Source organism: Streptomyces sp. NPDC020845 (genome assembly GCF_044334165.1).
In the GTDB taxonomy this organism is placed as follows: Bacteria; Actinomycetota; Actinomycetes; order Streptomycetales; family Streptomycetaceae; genus Streptomyces.
In genome coordinates this window covers 103,026-121,816 of record NZ_JBIRSJ010000011.1, presented here as the reverse complement: position 1 = coordinate 121,816, position 18,791 = coordinate 103,026, and the positions used below count along the sequence as shown (strand labels likewise).

The 18,791-nt window shown below is 71.8% G+C and carries 16 protein-coding genes and 1 pseudogene; 6 read left to right on the top strand and 11 right to left on the bottom strand.

Annotation, left to right across the window (positions count from 1 at the left end; genetic code table 11):
- Positions 1–114: 114 nt before the first annotated feature.
- Both ACH4U7_RS29100 and ACH4U7_RS29095 read left to right on the top strand, forming a co-directional pair.
- Positions 115–915, top strand: a complete 801-nt coding sequence (locus tag ACH4U7_RS29100) for an MBL fold metallo-hydrolase (protein ID WP_398530781.1) — start codon at positions 115–117, stop codon at positions 913–915.
- A 53-nt stretch (positions 916–968) separates the two neighbouring features.
- On the top strand, positions 969–1,571 hold the full coding sequence (locus ACH4U7_RS29095) for a lamin tail domain-containing protein (RefSeq protein ID WP_398530780.1): 603 nt from the start codon (positions 969–971) through the stop codon (positions 1,569–1,571).
- Positions 1,572–1,855: 284 nt separating this feature from the next.
- On the opposite strand, the gene ACH4U7_RS29090 is transcribed toward ACH4U7_RS29095, so the two are convergent.
- The 4 genes and pseudogenes from ACH4U7_RS29090 to ACH4U7_RS29075 form a co-directional block, all read right to left on the bottom strand.
- A complete protein-coding gene (locus ACH4U7_RS29090; RefSeq protein WP_398530779.1) occupies positions 1,856–3,829 on the bottom strand; it encodes a cellulose binding domain-containing protein in 1,974 nt (657 codons plus the stop codon).
- A gap of 238 nt (positions 3,830–4,067) precedes the next feature.
- A pseudogene (gene asnB / locus ACH4U7_RS29085) lies at positions 4,068–5,459 on the bottom strand (asparagine synthase (glutamine-hydrolyzing)); the annotation flags it as partial.
- 503 nt (positions 5,460–5,962) lie between these two features.
- Positions 5,963–6,364: a DUF1992 domain-containing protein gene (locus ACH4U7_RS29080; protein ID WP_398530778.1), complete on the bottom strand. Its 402-nt coding sequence runs from the start codon at positions 6,362–6,364 to the stop codon at positions 5,963–5,965.
- Between the two features lie 82 nt (positions 6,365–6,446).
- Positions 6,447–7,499 (bottom strand): GlxA family transcriptional regulator, encoded by a 1,053-nt coding sequence (locus tag ACH4U7_RS29075; RefSeq protein WP_398530777.1) that lies wholly within the window; start codon positions 7,497–7,499, stop codon positions 6,447–6,449.
- A gap of 72 nt (positions 7,500–7,571) precedes the next feature.
- On the opposite strand from ACH4U7_RS29075, the gene ACH4U7_RS29070 reads away from it, so the two are divergent.
- The 3 genes from ACH4U7_RS29070 to ACH4U7_RS29060 all read left to right on the top strand — a co-directional run bounded on the left by ACH4U7_RS29070 (position 7,572) and on the right by ACH4U7_RS29060 (position 14,418).
- Entirely contained in the window at positions 7,572–8,990 is a 1,419-nt protein-coding gene (locus ACH4U7_RS29070; protein WP_398530776.1) for an APC family permease, read from the top strand.
- 108 nt (positions 8,991–9,098) lie between these two features.
- Positions 9,099–13,784 (top strand): putative T7SS-secreted protein, encoded by a 4,686-nt coding sequence (locus ACH4U7_RS29065; RefSeq protein ID WP_398530775.1) that lies wholly within the window; start codon positions 9,099–9,101, stop codon positions 13,782–13,784.
- A 22-nt stretch (positions 13,785–13,806) separates the two neighbouring features.
- Positions 13,807–14,418 carry a GNAT family N-acetyltransferase gene (locus ACH4U7_RS29060; RefSeq protein ID WP_398530774.1) on the top strand — a complete coding sequence of 204 codons (612 nt, stop codon included), beginning with the start codon at positions 13,807–13,809 and terminating at the stop codon, positions 14,416–14,418.
- 30 nt (positions 14,419–14,448) lie between these two features.
- Here ACH4U7_RS29060 and ACH4U7_RS29055 read toward each other — a convergent pair whose 3' ends face one another.
- Positions 14,449–15,168, bottom strand: a complete 720-nt coding sequence (locus ACH4U7_RS29055; RefSeq protein WP_398530773.1) for a helix-turn-helix transcriptional regulator — start codon at positions 15,166–15,168, stop codon at positions 14,449–14,451.
- 16 nt (positions 15,169–15,184) lie between these two features.
- Complete coding sequence (locus ACH4U7_RS29050; protein ID WP_398530772.1) at positions 15,185–16,117, bottom strand: alpha/beta hydrolase; 933 nt, start codon at positions 16,115–16,117, stop codon at positions 15,185–15,187.
- A 205-nt stretch (positions 16,118–16,322) separates the two neighbouring features.
- On the opposite strand from ACH4U7_RS29050, the gene ACH4U7_RS29045 reads away from it, so the two are divergent.
- The gene (locus ACH4U7_RS29045; RefSeq protein WP_398530771.1) at positions 16,323–17,033 is read left to right on the top strand and encodes a DUF4232 domain-containing protein; all 711 of its coding nucleotides are present in this window, start codon (positions 16,323–16,325) and stop codon (positions 17,031–17,033) included.
- Between the two features lie 171 nt (positions 17,034–17,204).
- On the opposite strand, the gene ACH4U7_RS29040 is transcribed toward ACH4U7_RS29045, so the two are convergent.
- The 5 genes from ACH4U7_RS29040 to ACH4U7_RS29020 form a co-directional block, all read right to left on the bottom strand.
- Positions 17,205–17,690 carry a hypothetical protein gene (locus tag ACH4U7_RS29040; protein WP_398530770.1) on the bottom strand — a complete coding sequence of 162 codons (486 nt, stop codon included), beginning with the start codon at positions 17,688–17,690 and terminating at the stop codon, positions 17,205–17,207.
- A 69-nt stretch (positions 17,691–17,759) separates the two neighbouring features.
- Entirely contained in the window at positions 17,760–17,885 is a 126-nt protein-coding gene (locus tag ACH4U7_RS29035) for a hypothetical protein (RefSeq protein ID WP_398530769.1), read from the bottom strand.
- A gap of 131 nt (positions 17,886–18,016) precedes the next feature.
- Complete coding sequence (locus tag ACH4U7_RS29030) at positions 18,017–18,220, bottom strand: hypothetical protein (RefSeq protein ID WP_398530768.1); 204 nt, start codon at positions 18,218–18,220, stop codon at positions 18,017–18,019.
- Complete coding sequence (locus ACH4U7_RS29025; protein ID WP_398530767.1) at positions 18,217–18,402, bottom strand: hypothetical protein; 186 nt, start codon at positions 18,400–18,402, stop codon at positions 18,217–18,219. The genes ACH4U7_RS29030 and ACH4U7_RS29025 overlap by 4 nt, the downstream gene beginning before the upstream one ends.
- Positions 18,399–18,734: a hypothetical protein gene (locus ACH4U7_RS29020; RefSeq protein WP_398530766.1), complete on the bottom strand. Its 336-nt coding sequence runs from the start codon at positions 18,732–18,734 to the stop codon at positions 18,399–18,401. The genes ACH4U7_RS29025 and ACH4U7_RS29020 overlap by 4 nt, the downstream gene beginning before the upstream one ends.
- Positions 18,735–18,791: the final 57 nt, after the last annotated feature.

The following is an 18,791-nucleotide window of genomic DNA, read 5'->3' as shown; positions in this document are numbered from 1 at the left end:
CGGGCCCGGAACCAATGGGGGGGGATTGGGCCGGATTCACGCTGTGCCTACGATCATGGACAGGGCCGTCATGGTGAGCGGCACCGTCACAGTGAGAGGCAGCGGGACACAGCGATGAGCGAGTCGATTTCTCCAGGGGCCTTGGCCGTGCGCTATCTGGGAGGGCCCACCGCGACCCTCGACATCGGTGGCGTACGACTGCTGACCGATCCGACCTTCGACCCGCCCGGGGACTATCCCATCGGCGAGCGCAAGCTCGTCAAGACCGCGGGCCCGGCCGTCGCGACCTCCGGCCTCGGCCCCGTCGACGCGGTGCTGCTCTCGCACGACCAGCACCCGGACAACCTCGACCGGGCGGGCCGCGCCTATCTCGACCACGCGGACCTGGTGCTCTCCACGGCGTCCGCGCGGGAGCGGCTGGGCGCGACCGTAACGGCGCTGCCGAACTGGGAGACCTTCGAACTGCCGCGCCCGGCCGGCGGCACGCTGCGGATCACGGGCGTCCCGGCCCAGCACGGCCCGGACGGCACCGAGCATCTGGTCGGCGAGGTGACCGGTTTCGTGGTGTCGGGGGGCGGGCTGCCGACGGTGTACGTGAGCGGCGACAACGCCTCGCTGGACGTGGTGCGCGCGATCGCCGAGCGGATGGGTCCGGTGGATGTGGCCCTGCTGTTCGCGGGAGCCGCCTCGACCCCGCTGGTTCCCGGGGGCTTTCTGACCCTGCCCAGCGATCAGGCGGCCCAGGCGGTGGAGATCCTTGGCGCGCGGCATGTCGTGCCGCTGCACTTCGAGCACTGGGGGCATTTTACGCAGGGCGCCGACACGCTGGTCGACGCCTTCGAGGCGGCGGGTCTGACGGAGCGGCTGCACCTGCTGAAGCCCGGCGAGCGGATCGAGCTCCAGGACCATTCCTGAGGGCGCTCGGCGCCTTCAGGAACCGGCGTCGAACCGGCGTTTTCACGCAACGTTTGCCGCTCAAGGCGGCCGTCCTCGTAGCGCTTCCCGTCGGTCTCGTCGGATCGCTCATCGCCCTCCCCCTCACCGCCCAGGCCACGCCGTCCGCGGACGCCGTCATCTCCGAGGTCTACGGAGGCGGCGGCAACTCGGGCGCGTCCCTCACCCATGACTTCATCGAGCTGGGCAACTCCGGCACCGGGCCGTTCGACCTGAGCGGCTGGTCCGTCCAGTACCTGAGCGGTTCGCCCAGTTCCTCCACCAAGTGGCAGGTGACCCCGCTCACCGGCAACATCCCCGCGGGCGGCACCTACCTGGTCCAGGAGGCCAAGGGCTCCGGCGGCGACACCGCCCTGCCGACCCCCGACGCCACCGGCACCATCGCCGTGTCGGCGACCAGCGGCACCGTGGCGCTGGTCCACTCGACCACCGCGCTCACCTGCCTGACCGCCGAGGACTGCGCGGCGGACGGCACCATCGAGGACCTGGCCGGCTTCGGCACCGCCGTGGTCCGCGAGTCCGCCCCCGCCACCGGTGCGGGCAACACCACCCCTGTCTCGCGCGACGCCGGGTTCCACGACACCGACAACAACGCGGCCGACTTCTCACGGACCTGATCAACACACTTCCGGCCGGCGAGCGGTACAGCTACGTGTACAAGGCAACGCGCAGACGCTGGACCACATCCTGGTCTCGCCCGCCATCAAGAAGCCCGAGTACGACGTCGTCCACATCAACGCCGAGTTCTCCGACCAGAGCAGCGACCACGACCCGCAGGTCGTCCGCTTCAAGTAGGCGACTTCAAGGAGAGCGACGTTTGTGTGGCGTGCACACCATGTGCACGCCACACGTGCGTTGTGGGGGCGGTGCTGAGGGCGGTGCTGGGGAAGGCCGACGCCGCCTACGGCGTGTCGCAGCGGCGCCCGTTGAGTGCGAGGTCGGTGGGCGCGGCGTTTCCGGCGTCCCAGGAGCCGAGGAAGCCCACCTCAAGGGCCTCCCCGCCGCGGGCGGTCTCGTTGTAGTCGGCCGGGGTGACGGTCACCTTGCGCCCGTGCTGGACGAATTCGCCGTTCCACATCTGGGTGATCTGCTGTCCGTTCTCGAACTCCCAGCTCAGCCGCCACTCGTGGACCGTCTTACGGGGGGTGAGGGTGACCTTCGCCTGGAAGCCGTCGGGCCACTGGTTGTCCAGGCTGTAGCGGGCCGTGCAGGTGATCCCGACGGGCTCGGCGTGCTTCGGGGGATGCGTCTTGGACGGCTTGTCCGGGGACGAGCCACCGCTCGGCGACGGCGTCTTGGCCGGGGACTTCGTCGGGCCGGGCTGGTGGCCGACGGCGCTCGTGTCGGACGCGGGCGGGAGGGGCGACTGGGTGGTGGGGGCGCCCTTGGACGGGAGGGTGGGGCCGACCGTCGGAATGGTGTCCGGTCCCATGCCGCCGTCGGGCGGGAGCCCGTCGTCCCGGCTTCCGTCCGTGCTGGTGTACGCGATGACGGCGATCACGGAGACCGCGGCGGCTACCGCGAGGATCCCCGCCGCCCTCGTCTTGTCGCCCTTCCGGGGCCTGCGCCGCCGGCCCCCGCCGCCGCCCCGCCTCCGGTTCGGCACGCCGTGTCTGCCGATCACCCCGGTCGTGGCCGTCGCGCCGACCGCGGCGGCGGCGCCGAAGGCGCCGGTCGTACGGGCCGCACCGGCCGTGTCGGCCGTGCTGGTGTCGGCCGTGCTGGTGGTGGCGAACGGGTCGGTGGCACCGGTCGTGCCGAAGGGGTCGAACGTCTCGAACCCGTCGACCGTGTGCGCCGTGTTCTGGGCACCGGCGACCGTGCCGAACGGGTCGAACGCGTCGAAGGTGTCGTCCATACGCGGCGCGTCGGCCCCATGAGTCCCATGACCCGCATGAGCCCCATGGGCATGACGGGCCTCATGGGCCGTACGGGCCGCCGAGGCCGCCCCCGCAGCCCCCGCAGCCCCCGCCGCAACGCCCGCCCCGGCCACCCCGGTCGCGCGCCCCGTACGGGACTTCCCGCGCCCGCCCCGTATCCCCTTGACGCGGTCCCACAGCGGCGGCCCCACGCTGCGCGCGAGCGTCTGCAGCCGCTTGCCGCCGGTGTGCTCGGCCGCGACCCTGCGCCGCCGCTCCAGGTAGGGCAGCCCGCCCCAGCCGAGGACGCCCCCGGCCAGGGCGCCGGGCAGCCCGCTGCCGTGCAGATACAGGCAGGCGGCGGCCTCCTTGCAGTGCACACAGCGGGCGAGGTGCTGCCACAGGTCCTCGGGTGCGGCGGCGTCCGGTGAGCGGGTCGCGGCGTCCAGCAGTCCGGCGTAGCTGCGGCACTCCTCGTCGTTGAGCGTGTCGACGTGGTTGCGCTGGCACAGCTCGCGGAACCGGGCGCGGACCCGGGCGATCTCCTCGTCGGCGTAGGCGGAGTCCCAGCCCAGCCGACGGGCCACCGTGGTGAGGGACTGCGACTCTACTTCGACGGACCACAGCAGATCGGCGTCGACCTCCGGCAGATCGCATAAACCGCGCAGCGCGAGCGGCTGTTCCCGCCGTGGTGTGGCGTAGCGTCTGGCCCGGTCGGAGGTCAGCCAGATGCGCAGGGCCGGGTCGAGCCGGTCGCCGGCCTGCCGGGCCTGCCAGTCGGCGGCCGTCTTCCGTACGGAGCTCAGGAGCAGTGGGAGCCAGGGCAGACGCGGCCCCCATGCCCGCGTCCGCGAGGTGCGGGTCTCCCGGATGCCGCGTCGGAACGCCTCGGTGGCCAGCCGCATTCCGTTCTGCGGGCTGGTGGTGCACAGGTTCGCGTAGTCGAGTACCGCGTCCCAGTATTCGGAGAGCAGAGCGGTCTCGGATATGGCGTCAGGAGATGACTCGTGGGGCATGGAGGTGGTTTCCTCACTGACGAAACAAACGGCGCCCCCGCCGGGCAACACTCTTATCAGGCCGAGCAGAGGATGGCCAAGAGGTCAGTGTTTTTCTCGGAGTTGAGGGATGTTCCACTGTGGGGCCGCCCGAGCCTTTCACGGTTTCGACACAAGTGGCAAGACGCGAAACCCCCGGCCGGGCCGGGGGTTTTGGTCTATACCTGACGCAATGTCAGGGCATGTTGCGCAGTGTAGGTCAGAGCGTCAGCTCGACCTCGTACTGGCGCAGCCACGCATTCAGGCCGAGGACCATTTCGATCGGTTGCCGGGCGTCCTGGCTCGCCGCGTCCGCCGCGCGCCGGGCGGCGGCGATATCGAGCAGCGGGCGGACCGGAGCGTCGTCGTCGGCCAGCAGCTCGCGCAGCTCGGCCCGGATGGCGTCGGCGTACCGGGGGTCCTGGGTGCTGGGGTACGGGCTCTTGACGCGCTGGGCGACGGAGTCGGGGAGGAGATCGCGGGTGGCGGCGCGCAGCAGGGACTTCTCGCGGCCGTCGAAGGTCTTCATCGACCAGGGGGTGTTGAAGACGTACTCGACCAGCCGGTGGTCGCAGAAGGGCACCCGCACCTCCAGGCCCACCGCCATGCTCGCGCGGTCCTTGCGGTCCAGCAGGAACTGGACGAAGCGGGTCAGGTGCAGATAGCAGATCTCCCGCATCCGCCGCTCCGTCGCCGAGTCGCCCTCGCGGTACGGGACCTCGGACAGCGCCTCGCGGTAGCGGTCGGCCTGGTAGGCCTCGAGGTCCACCTTGGCGAGCAGCCCCGGGTGCAGCAGCGCCTCCCGGCCGCCGGTACGGCTGCCGGTGAAGCCGAAGTCGCGGAACACCGCGAGCCAGGGGAAGGCGTCGGCGGCGACCGCCCGTGGATCGTGGAACCAGGAGTAGCCGCCGAAGACCTCGTCGGCCGACTCCCCGGACAGGGCCACCGTGGAGCGGTCGCGGATCGCCTTGAAGAGCAGATACAGCGAGGTGTCGCTCTCGCCGGAGCCGAACGGCAGATCGCGGGCGGTCAGCGTGGCGCGGCGGTGGGCGGGGGTCATCAGGGCGGCGGTGTCCAGGATGATGTCCTGGTGGTCGGCGTTCACATGCTTGGCGAGCGCGTGGGCGTAGGGGCCGTCGGGGGTGGCGCGCAACGCGTCGGCCTTGAAGTTCTCGGTCTGGCCGACGAAGTCCACCGCGAACGAGCGCACCGGCCCTTGTTTGTTCTCCGCCAGCCCCCGGGCGGCCAGCGCGGTGATCGCGGAGGAGTCGAGCCCGCCGGACAGCAGGGTGCACAGGGGCACATCGGCGATCAGCTGGCGGGCGACGATGTCGTCCAGCAGCTCCCGCACCCGGCGGACGGTGGTGTTGGTGTCGTCGGGGTGGTCGCGGGTCTCCAGGCGCCAGTAGCGGTGTTCGGCCAGGCCCTGGCGGCGGACGCGTACGACATGGCCGGGGCGCACCTCGTACATCCCCCGGTAGACCGCGTGGCCCGGGGTCTTGGTGAAGGCCAGCAGCTCGGCCAGGCCGTCGATGTCGACGGCGGGGCGTACGGCGGGGTGGGCGAGGATGGCCTTGGGCTCGGAGCCGAAGAGCACACCGTCGAGGGTGGGCAGCTGCTGGTCGAGGAGTGCGCGGAAGGTCGTTGTAGCTCGTTCGTGTGATGGTCGGCTTCCGGGGTTGCGGTGGTCCCTGCGCGGCGGGGTAGCGTGAAGTCGCGATCTGGGACGCCGGGTTCGGTGCCAGCGTGCGGGGCCCCTGCTCCACCGGAGTGATGGTTCAGGGCCTCCCCGTCGCCTCTGGCCGAGCCCACAGGCCAGGTCGCGCAGGGAACTGGCCTCCCGGGATCGGACCGCGGACAGGATCCGTGTCGCTGCCCCGGGGCCGAGTACGCCGGGGACCAGTGCGCCCAAGACCGTTCGGGGCGTGCCAGTGCGTGGGCTCACACCACTGCTCAGGAACGGTAGTAGTACAGCGGCTTGATGCACGGTCGCGGACCAGCAGGAGCTGCTGTGCGCGCGGGCCCCACAGGGCGAAAGCGCACATGCCGCCGAGGCGGTGGGCGAAGTGCCCAGCCAGGTGGCCAGGCCCCAGTCGACACTGGGGCCAGGCCGCCTCAGCCGGTCCGGCTCTGGCGCCACTGCCGTACGACCCCGTCCACGTCGAACGGCACCAGATTCAGCGGCGGGCCCTCGGGCGGCCGGCGCAGCGCCTCGCGGATCTTGTCGTTGATGTCCGCCAGGATCCGCCGCACCTCGGCCTCCGAGCCGGCCGTGTGCGCCGCGTCCAGCGCGTCCTCCGCCTCCTTGCGCAGCACGAGCGCCGGGGGCAGGTAGGACAGGCCCTCGCGCCGCATTTTGTCCTTGACCCACCACATCGCGTCGTACGGCCTGTCCAGGCCCTGCAGCGGCTTGCCCCGCCCGGGCAGATCGTCGAAGTCGCCCCGCGCCTCCGCCTCGCGGATCTGTCGGTCGGCCCAGGTCTCGAAGCTGATGCCGGGCGGCTTGCGTTCGGTCACGGTGTGCTCCTCCCTTGGAACCCTTGGAACCCTTGGAACCCTCGGATGCCCGCGGTCACTCCCATGGTGCCGAACGTGGCGCCTAACGTGGCGCGCCGGGCGGCATCGACCGGGACCGGAACACCTGGCGGTAGGTCTGCGGCGAGACGCTGGTCAGCCGCCGGAAGTGGTGGCGCAGATTGGGCGCGGTACCGAAGCCGGTGCGGCGCGCCACGCTCTCCACCGGATCGTCGGTGGTCTCCAGCAACTCCTGCGCCAGCCGCACCCGCTCCTGAAGGATCCACTGCAACGGCGTGGTCCCGAGGGCGTCGCGGAAGCGGCGCGCGAAGGTGCGCTCGCTCATATGGGCCACCGCGGCCAGCCCGGCCACCGTCAGCGGCTCGTGCAGCCGCTCCCGCGCCCACTGCAGCACCGGCGCAAGACCCTCGCCCCCGCCCGTCCGCGGCCGGACCGGGAGCTTCGCGTACTGCGTCTGCCCGCCCTCCCGGTGCGGCGGTACGACCATCCGGCGGGCCACCTCATTGGCCACCGCCGCGCCATGGTCCTGGCGCACCAGATGCAGACACAGATCGATCGCGGCCCCGGTGCCGGCCGAGGTGAGGATGGAGCCGTCCTCGACGTACAGGGCCGTGGGGTCGAGGTCGACCTCCGGGAAGCGGAAGGCGAAGTCCGCGGCGTTCATCCAGTGCGTGGTCGCCCGGCGGTCCGCCAGCAGCCCGGCGGCGGCCAGGACGTACGCGCCGCTGCAGATGGAGACGATCCGCCGGCCCAGCTCATGGGCCTTGCGCACCGCGGTGACCAGCTCGGGCGGCGGGGCCAGCTGGACGGCCCGGGGACAGGCGGCCACCACCACGGTGTCCGCCTCGACGAGGTCGTCGAGGCCGTACGGGGTGGGGATGCCCAGGCCGGCCGAGGTGCGCAGCGGGCCGGGCTCGGCGGCGCACAGGCGCAGCTCGTACCACGGGTCGACGATGTCCGAGCGGTCGATACCGAAGACCTCGCAGGGGACGGCGAGCTCGAAGATGGGGGCGCCGTCGGCCACGGCGACGGCGACGATGTGACGGGGCGTGTCGGCGGAACGCGGTGTGTCACTCACAGTTCCGGCGGGGCGGGGCGTATCGGCGGGACGGGCCATGGCGGGAATTTAGCGCACCATGGCATTTCCGCCGATGGTCGGCGGGTGGCCGCATCGGCGAGGCTGCCGGGCATGAGTGAACCGGGCATGAGCGAACCGCCACCACCGCCACCATCGTCACCCCACCGCCCCGCGCCCGCCGGGCGGCTCACCGCGCTCCAGGGCACCGCGCTGTACGTAGGGGCGGTCCTGGGCACGGGCGTCATCGCGCTGCCCGCGCTCGCGGCCGAGACCGCGGGCCCCGCCTCGCTGCTGGCCTGGCTGGCCCTGGTCGTGGTGTCCGCGCCGCTGGCCGCCACCTTCGCCGCGCTCGGCGCCCGCTACCCCGACGCCGGGGGCGTGTCCACGTACGCCCGGCTCGCCTTCGGCGAGCGGACCGCGGCGGTGGTCGGCTGGTGCTTCTACCTCGCGGTGCCCCCGGGCGCATCCGCCGCCGCGCTGTTCGCCGGCTCGTACACCGAGGCCGCCGTGGGCGGCGGGACCGCGACCCGTACGGTCACCGCGGTGGTGCTGATGGCCATCGTCACGGCCGTCAACACCGCCGGGCTGCGGGTGACCGGGCGGCTGCAACTCGCGCTCTCGGGGCTGCTGATCGCCCTGCTGCTGGGCGCCGTCGCGCTGTCCCTGCCGCAGGCGCGTACGGAACACCTCGAGCCGTTCGCCCCGCACGGCTGGGCCGCGATCGGCTCGGCGGCGGCGCTGCTGGTGTGGAGCTTCGCGGGCTGGGAGGCGATCACCCACCTGGCGGCGGAGTTCCGCGACCCGGCCCGGGACCTGCCCCGGGCCACCGCGGCCGCCGTCGTGATCGTCGGGGTGCTGTATCTGGCCGTGGCATTCGCCGTCGTCGCGGTGCTCGGCACGGGTGCGGCCGACGCCGACGCCCCGCTGGGCGAGCTGATGGCCCGCGGCATGGGCGGCAACGCCCGGCTGCTCGCCGCCGCGGCCGCGCTCCTGCTGACCCTCGGCACCATGAACGCGTACTACGCCGGCGCGGCCAAACTCGGCGCGGCCCTCGGCCGGGACGGAGCGCTGCCGGGGTGGCTGGGACGCGGCGGCAGCGCGGGCGAGATCCCGCGCCGCAGCCTCGGGTTCGTCTCGTCGCTGGCCTTCCTCAGCCTGCTCGTGGTGACCGCCGCCCACACGGACGCCCGGCCCCTGGTGCTGCTCACCACGGGGTCCTTCGTCACCGTGTACGCGATCGGCGTCGCGGCCGCGCTGCGCCTGCTGCCCCGCCGCGGGGCGATCCGCGCGGCGGCGCTGGCGGCGCTCGTCGCGGTCGCTGCGCTGCTGGTGATGTCGGGCCGGTATCTGCTGTGGCCGCTCGGCGTGGCCGGTGCGGCGCTGCTCTACCAGCGGCTGAGGGGACGGGGGAACGCCGGGCGGGGGAACACAGGACGGGCAGACACCGGACGGGTGCGGACAGGGCGGGTGCAGACCGGGCATGTCCCCGAGGAGTCGGGCACCCCCGTCGAAGTGGCGGAAACAGGCTGAACGCACCCAGTCGTCGGACCCCCGGTGCCCCATGTTCCGGTTGGCGGGTACGGTGCGGATCAACGGCCGGGACAGGCCGCTGCGACTGTTGCACGGGGGTAACTGCGCGTGGGGCTTGGGGATTTCGTTCCGGACGGCGTCGAGGACTGGGTCGAGGATCGGGTCGAGGACGTCGGTGGGGCGATCGATGTCGCGGGGGACTGGACGGCGGACCGGCTGGATGACGTCGGTTGGAACAGCGGTGCGGACTGGGTCCGGGACAAGTCCGATTCGGCGGCGAACGCGCTGGGGGCGGATGTCGATGAGATGCAGCTGGGGGAGAGCGAGGATCCGAAGAAGCTGATCCACGGCAGTTCGTCGAAACTCCGCTCAACGGCCGGCCATCTCACGGACTTCACGACCGCGTTCAACAATGTGGGCAAGGGGTTGCAGGGGCTGGGTTCGCGGTCGTTGAAGGGGAAGGCGGCGGATGCCTTCCGGGAGAGCGTGTCGGTCGAGCCGAAGAAGTGGTTCACGGCGGCGGACGCGTGTGAGAAGGCGTCGGGGGCGCTGGAGCGGTTCGCGGGGACGGTGGAGTGGGCGCAGGGTCAGGCCCAGGAGGCGATCCGGCGCTATAAGAAGGGCAAGAAGGCGTCGGAGGATGCCCGTTCGGCGCATAACGACAAGGTCGGTGCGTACAACAAGGCGGCGGACGCGTACAACGCGCTTCCGGCCGATAAGCGGGATCCGTCGTCGCTGCCGGAGAAGCCGGGTGCGTTCCATGATCCGGGGGCTGCGGATGTGAAGGCTGCGCAGGAGATGTTGGCGGAGGCGCGGCGGCAGCGGAACGAGGCGCACGGGGTGGCGAAGGCGGCGGTGGAGGCGGCCCGGGACGCGGCTCCGAAGAAGCCGTCGTATGCCCAGCAGGTGGGGGACGGGCTGCAGGGGATGGCGCTGGACACCAGCCATTTCCTGGGTGGGGTGGTGAAGGGCACGGCGGGGGTGCTGAACTTCGTGCGGCAGGTGAACCCGCTGGACCTGTACAACATCACCCACCCCGCCCAGTACGTCACGAACCTGAACAACACCGCTGCTGGTCTGGTGCGGATGGCCAATGACCCGGGCACGGCGCTCAAGGGCATGTGGGACGCCTTCCAGAAGGACCCGTCGGAGGGTCTTGGCCGTCTGGTGCCGGAGCTGATCGGGACGAAGGGGCTGGGGGGTGCGAAGGCGGCGGTCACGGCTGCCGAGCGGCTGCCCGCCACGGTGGCCAGGGCGGAGCGGCCTGCTCTTCAGACGGTGGCCAAGGAGGGCGCGGCGCCGCACGCCACGCCGGATGCGGCGAAGATCGCGGATGGTACGGATCCGGTGGATCTGGCGACGGGGCGGATGTTTCTGCCGCAGCGGGATGTGGTGTTGCCGGGGGCGTTGCCGCTGGTGTTCGTGCGGCGGGCGGAGTCGGGGTATCGGGCGGGCCGGTGGTTCGGGCCGATGTGGTCGAGTACGGCTGATCAGCGGCTGGAGATCGGTGCGCGGGGTGTGGTGTTCGTCGCCGAGGACGGGCTGCTGCTGTCGTACCCCCACCCGGCCCCCGGCCTGCCGACGCTGCCCGAACCCGGCCCCAGGTGGCCCCTGGAGCGGACCGTGGAGGGCGACTACACGCTCACCGACCCGGACACCGGCCGCACCTGGTACTTCACCGGCCCGGAAGGCGGGGGCGACGGCGAGGCACCGCTGGCCGAGATCAGCGACCGTAACGGCCACCGCCTGACCTTCGAATACGACCACCACGGCGCCCCCACCGGGATCGTCCACAGCGGCGGCTACCACATCGAAATCACCACCGAGAACGGCCGCATCACCGCCCTGCACCTCGCGGGCGCCGACCAGCAGCTCATCCGCTACGCCTACACCGACGGCAACCTCACCCACGTCACCAACTCCTCCGGACTGCCGATGCGGTACGAGTACGACGCCGAGCGCCGGATGATCGCCTGGATCGACACCAACGACCGCCGCTACGACTTCGTTTATGACAACCGCGACCGCTGCATCGCCGAGGGCGGCACCGAAGGACATGTCTCGGTGCGGATCGACTACGGTCCCACGGACGAGCGGACCGGCCACCGGGTCACCACGGTCACCACGCCCGAGGGCCACGCCACCCGCTATCTGGTGAACGACCGCTGCCAGGTCATCGCCGTGACCGATCCCCTCGGCCACACCACCCGCACCCGCCAGGACCGCCACGGCCGCATCCTGTCCCGCACCGACGCCCTCGGCAGGACCACCGCCTACACCTACGACACGGCCGAGCGACCGGTCGCGGTGACCGCCCCCGACGGTACCCGGCGCACCGCCACGTACAACGCCCTCGGCCTGCCGGTGGAGGTGATCCAGCCGGACGGGGCCACCTGGCGTTACACATACGACGAGCGGGGCAACCGCACCACCGCCACCGACCCATTGGGCCACACCACCCACTACACCTACGACCAGCACGGCCACCTGGCCTCGGTCACCAACGCGCTCGGCGACACCACGCGGGTGCGCTGCGACGCGGCCGGGCTCCCCGTCGAGATCACCGACCCGCTGGGCGCGGCCACCACCTACCACCGCGACGCCTTCGGCCGCCCCACCACCATCACCGACCCGCTCGGCGCCACCACCCACCTGGAGTGGACGGTGGAGGGCAAGCTCTCCCGGCGCACCGCCCCGGACGGCGCGGAGCAGCGCTGGACGTATGACGGCGAGGGCAATCGCACCACATACGTGGACGCGGGTGGCGGCGTGACCCGCTACGAGTACACCCACTTCGATCTGCTGGCCGCCCAGACCGGCCCGGACGGCACCCGCTACGAGTTCACGCACGACACCCGGCTGCGCCTCACCCAGGTCACCGGCCCCCCTGACCTGACCTGGACGTACACCTACGACCCGACCGGCCGACCGCTCAGCGAGACGGACTTCGACGGCCGCACCCTCACCTACGCCTACGACACGGCCGGCCAACTGGTCTCCCGCACCAACCCCCTGGGCCAGACCGTCCGCCTCGCGTACGACGTCTGCGGCCGGTTGGTGGGGAAGGACGCCGACGGCCGGGTGACCACCTTCACCTACGACCCGGCGGGGCGGCTGGTGGAGGCCGTCGGCCCGAATGTGGCGCTGACGTACCGGCGGGACCGGATGGGCCGAGCCGTAGCGGAAGTCGTCGGCGACCGCGTCCTCACCCACGCCTACGACGCGCTGGGCCGCCCCGTGCGCCGCACCACCCCCTCCGGCGCGAAGTCCACGTTCGCCTACGACGCGGCGGGCCGCCGCACCACGCTGACCACCTGCGGCCACACCCTCGATTTCACGTATGACGCGGCAGGCCGGGAAACCGCCCGCCGACTTGGGCCCAACGCCTCACTCGCGCAGATCTGGGACCCCGCCGGACGGCTGTCCGAACAGACCCTGACCACCGGCCCGGCGGACGACATCGCGCAGCACCGCGCCTACACCTACCGCCCCGACGGCCACCTCACCGCCATCCACGACCGGCTCAGCGGCCCCCGCACCTTCGACCTGGACGACGCGGGCCGGGTCACCACCATCCGCGCCGAGGGCTGGACGGAGACCTACGCCTACGACGAGGCGGGCAACCAGACCCACGCCACCTGGCCCACCGACCACCCCACCCCGGAAGCCACCGGCCCCCGCACCTACAACGGCACCCGCATCACCCGCGCCGGCCGCGTCCGCTACGAACACGACACCGCAGGCCGCCTCACCCTCCGCCAGAAGACCCGCCTCTCCGCCAAGCCCGACGCCTGGCGCTACACCTGGGACGCGGAGAACCACCTCACCGCCCTCACCACCCCCGACGGCGCCCACTGGCGCTACCTGTACGACCCCCTCGGCCGCCGCACCGCCAAACAACGCCTCGCCGACGACGGCGAAACGGTCCTCGAACAAGTCGCCTTCACCTGGGACGGCCCCACCCTCGCCGAACAGACCACCACCACACCGGACCACCCCCATCCGATGACACTGACGTGGGAACACGACGGCTTCCGCCCCCTGACCCAGACCGAACGCGTCACCGAGGCGACCAGCCGGCGCCAGATCGACCACCGGTTCTTCGCCATCGTCACCGATCTCGTCGGCACCCCCACCGAACTCATCGACGAGACCGGCGACATCGCCTGGCGGACCCGTACCACCCTGTGGGGCACCACCACAGAAGACCCCACCGGCCTGCCGCACACCCCCCTGCGCTTCCCCGGCCAGTACCACGACCCCGAAAGCGGCCTCCACTACAACCACCACCGCTACTACGACCCCACCACCGCCCGCTACCTCACCCCCGACCCCCTCGGCCTCGCCCCCGCCCCCAACCCCGTCGCCTACGTCCCCAACCCCCACCGCCGGGTCGACCCCCTGGGGCTGTCGGCCTGCCCCCTGCTGGACGGCTTCCCCGGAGAACGAGCGGACGGCGAGCGAGTGATCGCAGGCCACGGCAGCCTTGATTCGGACATGCCGACGTTCGAGATGCCCGAGGGCACGAGCGTCGCCGTGTACTCCGATCACGGCGAGTTCCTGACGAACTGGGACGCCAACCGCATCATTTCCGGATACCCGGATCCGCCGATGGTGGATGAATTCCTGCCGGGGCAGATGATGCCGGACTACATCCTGGACCCACCCGACGGCCTGGTGCTCAAGGGCAAGTACATCAGTGTGGACGACGGATGGGTCAATCTGTCGTCCCTGCTCAAGCCGAATATGGGCCGCGTGCACTGGGCCGCCTGCCGGACGATGATCCCGGACTGAACGGAAGCGAGGAACACACGACATGACCGACCCCGTCGAGCTGGTCTGGCCGACCGCCTTGGACGAGGCGCTGCGCGCGAGGACGCACCGTATGGTCCACGCCGTCAGCGCGACCGGCGGGGCCATCGGCTACCTCGCGCCGCCCAGCCGCACGGAGACCGACACCTGGCTCGACGGGGTGCTGGCCGACGTACGGGCCGGGGACGCGGCGCTCGCCCTGGCGGCCGAGGCGAGTGCGGCGGACGGGCCGGGTGAGGTGCTGGGCTGTGCGCTGTGGCGGCGGCGCGCCTCCGTGGCCAGCTACCGGCACAGCGCCGAGCTACAGCAGGTCATGACCCACCCCGAGGCCCGGGGCCGGGGCATCGGCCGGCTCCTGGTGGCCGCGCTGATCGACGACGTGCGCGCGGCCGGTCTTGAGCTGCTGCTCCTGGGCGTACGCGGCAACAACCACGGCGCGATCGCCCTGTACGAGGACCTGGGCTTCCGGGAGTGGGGGCGGCTGCCGAGCGGGATAGCCGTCGGCGACGAGCGCTTCGACGACGTCAAGATGTATCTGGAGCTGGGCCGTCCCGCCGGGGTCGCGGTGCACGGCTCGGCGGCGGTCGGCGCGGGGGCCTCGTCGCGCCGCTCGTGATCGAGGTCCCGGCGTGGTGGCTTCGACCGCTCATGGCGGGGGTGTGAGTGAGGCCAGCGCAGCGGGCCGTACCGCACTGGCAGCGACCGAGCCGAGCAGCAGTTCGGCCAGGTCATGGGGGCGCGCCTGCTCACCGGTCGGAGCCGCCGACGCGATCCGGTCCAGCCGGAAACCCCGGCCGGCCCGCCGTATGCGGCACCAGGCGATGAGGTACCACCGGCCGTCGGCGGTGAGCAGCCCGGCCGGTTCCACGACGCGGTCGCTTTCGCGTCCTGCCGCATCGACGTAGGACAGCCGCAGCACCATGTTGTCGGTGACGGCCTGTTCCACCGCGGCGCGGACCGCGGAGTCGGTCCGCGACGGCAGCGCGACGATCCGTGCGGCCAGTTCCCGGGCCGCCGCCGAGGTGGGACCGGTCATCGAGGCCGTGATCTTCTGGTACGCCGTGCGGGCCGCCCCGGCGTAGGGGGCGGCGGTCTCGGCGGCGGCCAGCGCGGCGGCCAACGCCCAGGCTTCATCGGAGGTGAAGCGGATCGGCGGCAGAGTCATCGCCGGGTCGACCGTCCAGCCCCCGCCGCGCCCGGGCGTGTTGCGCACCGGGACACCCGACTCCATCAGCGCCTGGAGGTCACGCTGCACCGTGCGCGTGCTGACCTCGAACCGTGCGGCGAGCGCCGCGACCGTCAGCGGCCGTGGCGCCGCCGCGCGCAACTCTTCCACCAGCGCATAGAGCCGGGCAGTACGGTTCATGAGGCCGACGCTACCGTCACGCAGTAGCCAGGAACTCGCGCTGACGCTCCTGCTCCCGTTCGGTGATGGTCAGCGGGAACAGGGTGAAGCCGTGCATCGCGCCGGCGACGACGCCCAGCTGCACGGCCGCGCCCGCCGCCTGCCACCGCTGGGACAGAAACAGAGAGTCGTCCAGCAGCGGATCCTCCGTACCGACGACCATACGGGCGGGCGGCAAGCCGGTCAGGTCGGCGAACAGCGGCGAGATCTCCGCGTCGCGGCGCCGTTCCGCCCCCATTTCGGGCGTGACCAGCTCATAGCTGCCCCGCAGCGTGTCCGTATTGCTCAGCAGCCGCCTGGAGCCGAACGACCGCTGGCTCGGCGTCATCGACAGGTCGTACGGGCCGAAGAGCAGGTTCGCGGCCCGGAACGCACCCGTGATGCCGTGCCGGTCGCGAAGGCGCAGCAGCGTCACGACACTCAGGTGGGCGCCGGCTGATTCGCCGCCGATCAGCAGCCGCCCGGTGCCGAACTCCGCTGCGGCGTGGCCCACCAGCCACCGGGCGGCCGCTTCACAGTCGTCGGGCCCGGCGGGAAACGGATGCTCCGGCGCCAGCCGGTACTCCACGCTCACGACAGCCAGCCGCGCCTGCACGGCCAGCCGCCACAGCCGCTCATCCTGCCCGTCCGCGGAGCCGAACGCCCAGCCACCTCCGTGTATGTGCAGATACACGCCGTCGACCTGCCCTGGCACGAACACCCGGACCCCCACCCCACCAGCTACGACGCGGTCTTGGCCATGCGGCAGCCTCACGGGTGGTGTGTCGCCGCCGAGGCGGTTACGCCGCAGGCGCGCCAGCACGGTCGCGTCCGGTGTTTGCTCGCGGGGCGGGCGGTTCGCGGCAGCGGCCTCGAATTGCTCGTTGAACGCCAGGGTCTCGGCGAGGCAGTCCTCATCGGTGATCGTCATGCCGTCGACAGTCGCAGCCGTCCGCGACAACACCCTGTCACCGTTTCCTGGTGAGCTGCGTCATAGCAGTGAGGGCAGGACGTTAGTGGGACGTTAGCGGCGCGGCAGCCGGGCGGCAGTGGCACGACAGCGGAGGACGAGAGGCTTGAGCCGTACCGAGAAAGACACACCGGAAACGGCCAAGTCCATCTGGGGGGAACCCACCATGTCGATCACCACCTTCACCGCCCGCCGCGCCCGTACCCTGCGTCTGGCCGCGGTCGGCCTGACCGCGGTCGCCGCCCTCACCCTCACCGCCTGCAACAGCAACGAGGGCACCGGCACCAAGAACGAGGGCAAGGCGGACAGCCCGAGCTCGGCCCCGGCCGACCAGACCTCCGGCGGGTCGGACGCCACGGGCGGCGCGAGCGACGGGAAGAAGAGCGGCGGTGCCCAGGAGGCCGGGTCCTCCAAGGACGGCGCCAAGGGCTCCGGCGGCTCCGGCGGCTCCGACAACTCGGAGCAGGAGATCGGCCCCTGTGACATCAACAAGCTGACGGTCGGCGTCAAGTCGGTTCAGCGGCCGGTGAACTACATGGTGCTCGAGGTGAACAACCACGCGGGCGTGGACTGCAACATGCCCGGCTACCCGGTCCTGAAGTTCGGCGAGGACGCCCAGGCCGCCACCCCGGTCTACGAGGACAGCAAGCCGCAGGCCGTCGTCACCCTCGCCCCCGGCGAGACCGCCTACGCCGGAATCCGCACCTCCTCCGCCGACGGCTCGGGCCAGAACGGCTACAAGGCCACCTCCCTGGAGGTCTTCCTCGAAGGCTCCGACGACTCCAAGTCCGTCGAACTCCCCGGCGGCTCCGTCTACATCGACGACACCGCCCAGGTCACCTACTGGCAGAGCGACCTGTCCAACGCCCTCGACTAACGCACCCAGCTGACCCGTTCAGCCCGCTCGCCCAGCTGACGACCGGCCGACCAACCCGGCCCACAGACCCGGGGAGCCGCCTCCCCCCGGCTTCCCGCCCCGATGGCCCCCGCCCCCGCGGGGGCCATCGGCGTTCCGGGCGAGGCATCCGGTGGGATCTTCCGGCGGTAGCTAGGGGAGTACGGGGCAGGGGATGGTCGGGCGGGTCCGGTTCGCGCTGCAAGCGACCACCTGGACCGAGGCGAATCCTGTCCCCCGCAGATACCACCCGCCGACGACGTCCCCGCCCCAGCTGAGCCGGTCTTCGGCGGCGGCGAAGCGTTCGGCTTGCCGGGTGGGATTTTTGTCGTGGTGGGCCATGAAGGTGGGGGCAAGGTCGGTGACCTGGTCTCGGTACCAGGCTGTGGCTTTCTGCGGTTCCTGGAAGGTGGCTTTGATCGTTCTGGCTGGTCGCAGCAGCCAGTGCGGTACCTCCAGGGGTGGTACGTCGCTTGCCATGAAGGCGGGGCTGGCGGCTGCGATCTGTTTCCACTCGTGGGGTGGGATGTTCTGGGCGATGAGGTGGGGCGGCCGACGCGCGGACTCGTCGTCGTAGGTTCGGCGTTCTCCGGTCCAGCGGTAGCAGTGCCAGTGGTCGGGCATGGGTGGTGCTGTCATGGGGCTCCTGCGTGGTGGGAGCGGCCCCGCCCACGGCGGGGGCGGTCTGAGGACGGGGCCGCGGTCTGGCTAGCGCGCGTACTGGCGCCCGTCGTCCGAGTCGCCGGGCGTCTGGCCGCCGGGTGTCGGGGCGTCGGTGTCCGGCATGCTGTCGCCGCCTTCGCGGTCTTGACGGGCGGCATGCTGTAATCGCATAGGGCCTCCTGTGAGTTGTTGAGTTGCGCAGGGGTGTCCCCCGCGCGGTTGCGCGGTCCTCGTCCCGGCCCACTGGCCTGCAAGCGGGAGGCCGGGGCGAGGGTGAGGTGGGCCACCAGCGGCCCACCGGTCTATGTGGCGTCCGCCTTGTGGCAGTCGCAGTCACAGCGGACGGTGAAGATGAGCGCGCCAACGGTCGCGGGCGGTATGGGTGCCGCGCGTACCTCGCCGGGCCCTTTGCAGAAGGTGTGGATCTCGTCGGGTGTGGTGTCGGGCTCGGCCGTGTACTGCGCGCAGCACGGGGACATCCGCCGGTTGCCGACCTGGACGGTCACGTCGCGTACCTCTCGCGCTGCAGGGTGACGAGCACGGCGTACAGGTCGGCGTCGGGGTGCGGCCGTCGGCGGTTGCAGTCCGGGCACAGGTGCCGCAGGCAGCCGGGCCCGGAGGCCGACGCGCGCAGCACGGTGATCGGTTCGCGGGTGGGCTTGTCGCAGCGATAGCAGCACTCGGTCACCGGGTGGCCCCCTCGCGTGGGCCGAGTGCCGCGCTGGTGGCGATCTTCAGCGCGGCGAGGAGAGCGGGCGGGTCGGTGAGGTGCCGGGGGTGCCGGGGCGGTACGTGCCAGTGGACGCCGGGCCCGGTCGTGCGGGCCACCGGTGGCACCTCGATGTAGGCGGTCGCTCCCCACACCTGGACGGAGGGCAGCAGGCTCGTGTCCCACTCGGTGGCGGCGCCCGGCTCGATGAGCCAGTACAGCACCCGGTCGATCGGGTTCTCAATGACCGCGCCCGTGGCTCCGCCGAGCGATTCCAGGGCCGGTTTGCCGATGAAGCGTGGGACGCGCACGACATCCCACGATTGGCCAGCGGGTTGTAGCTGTGCGCTACGGCCGCTCGGCGGCGT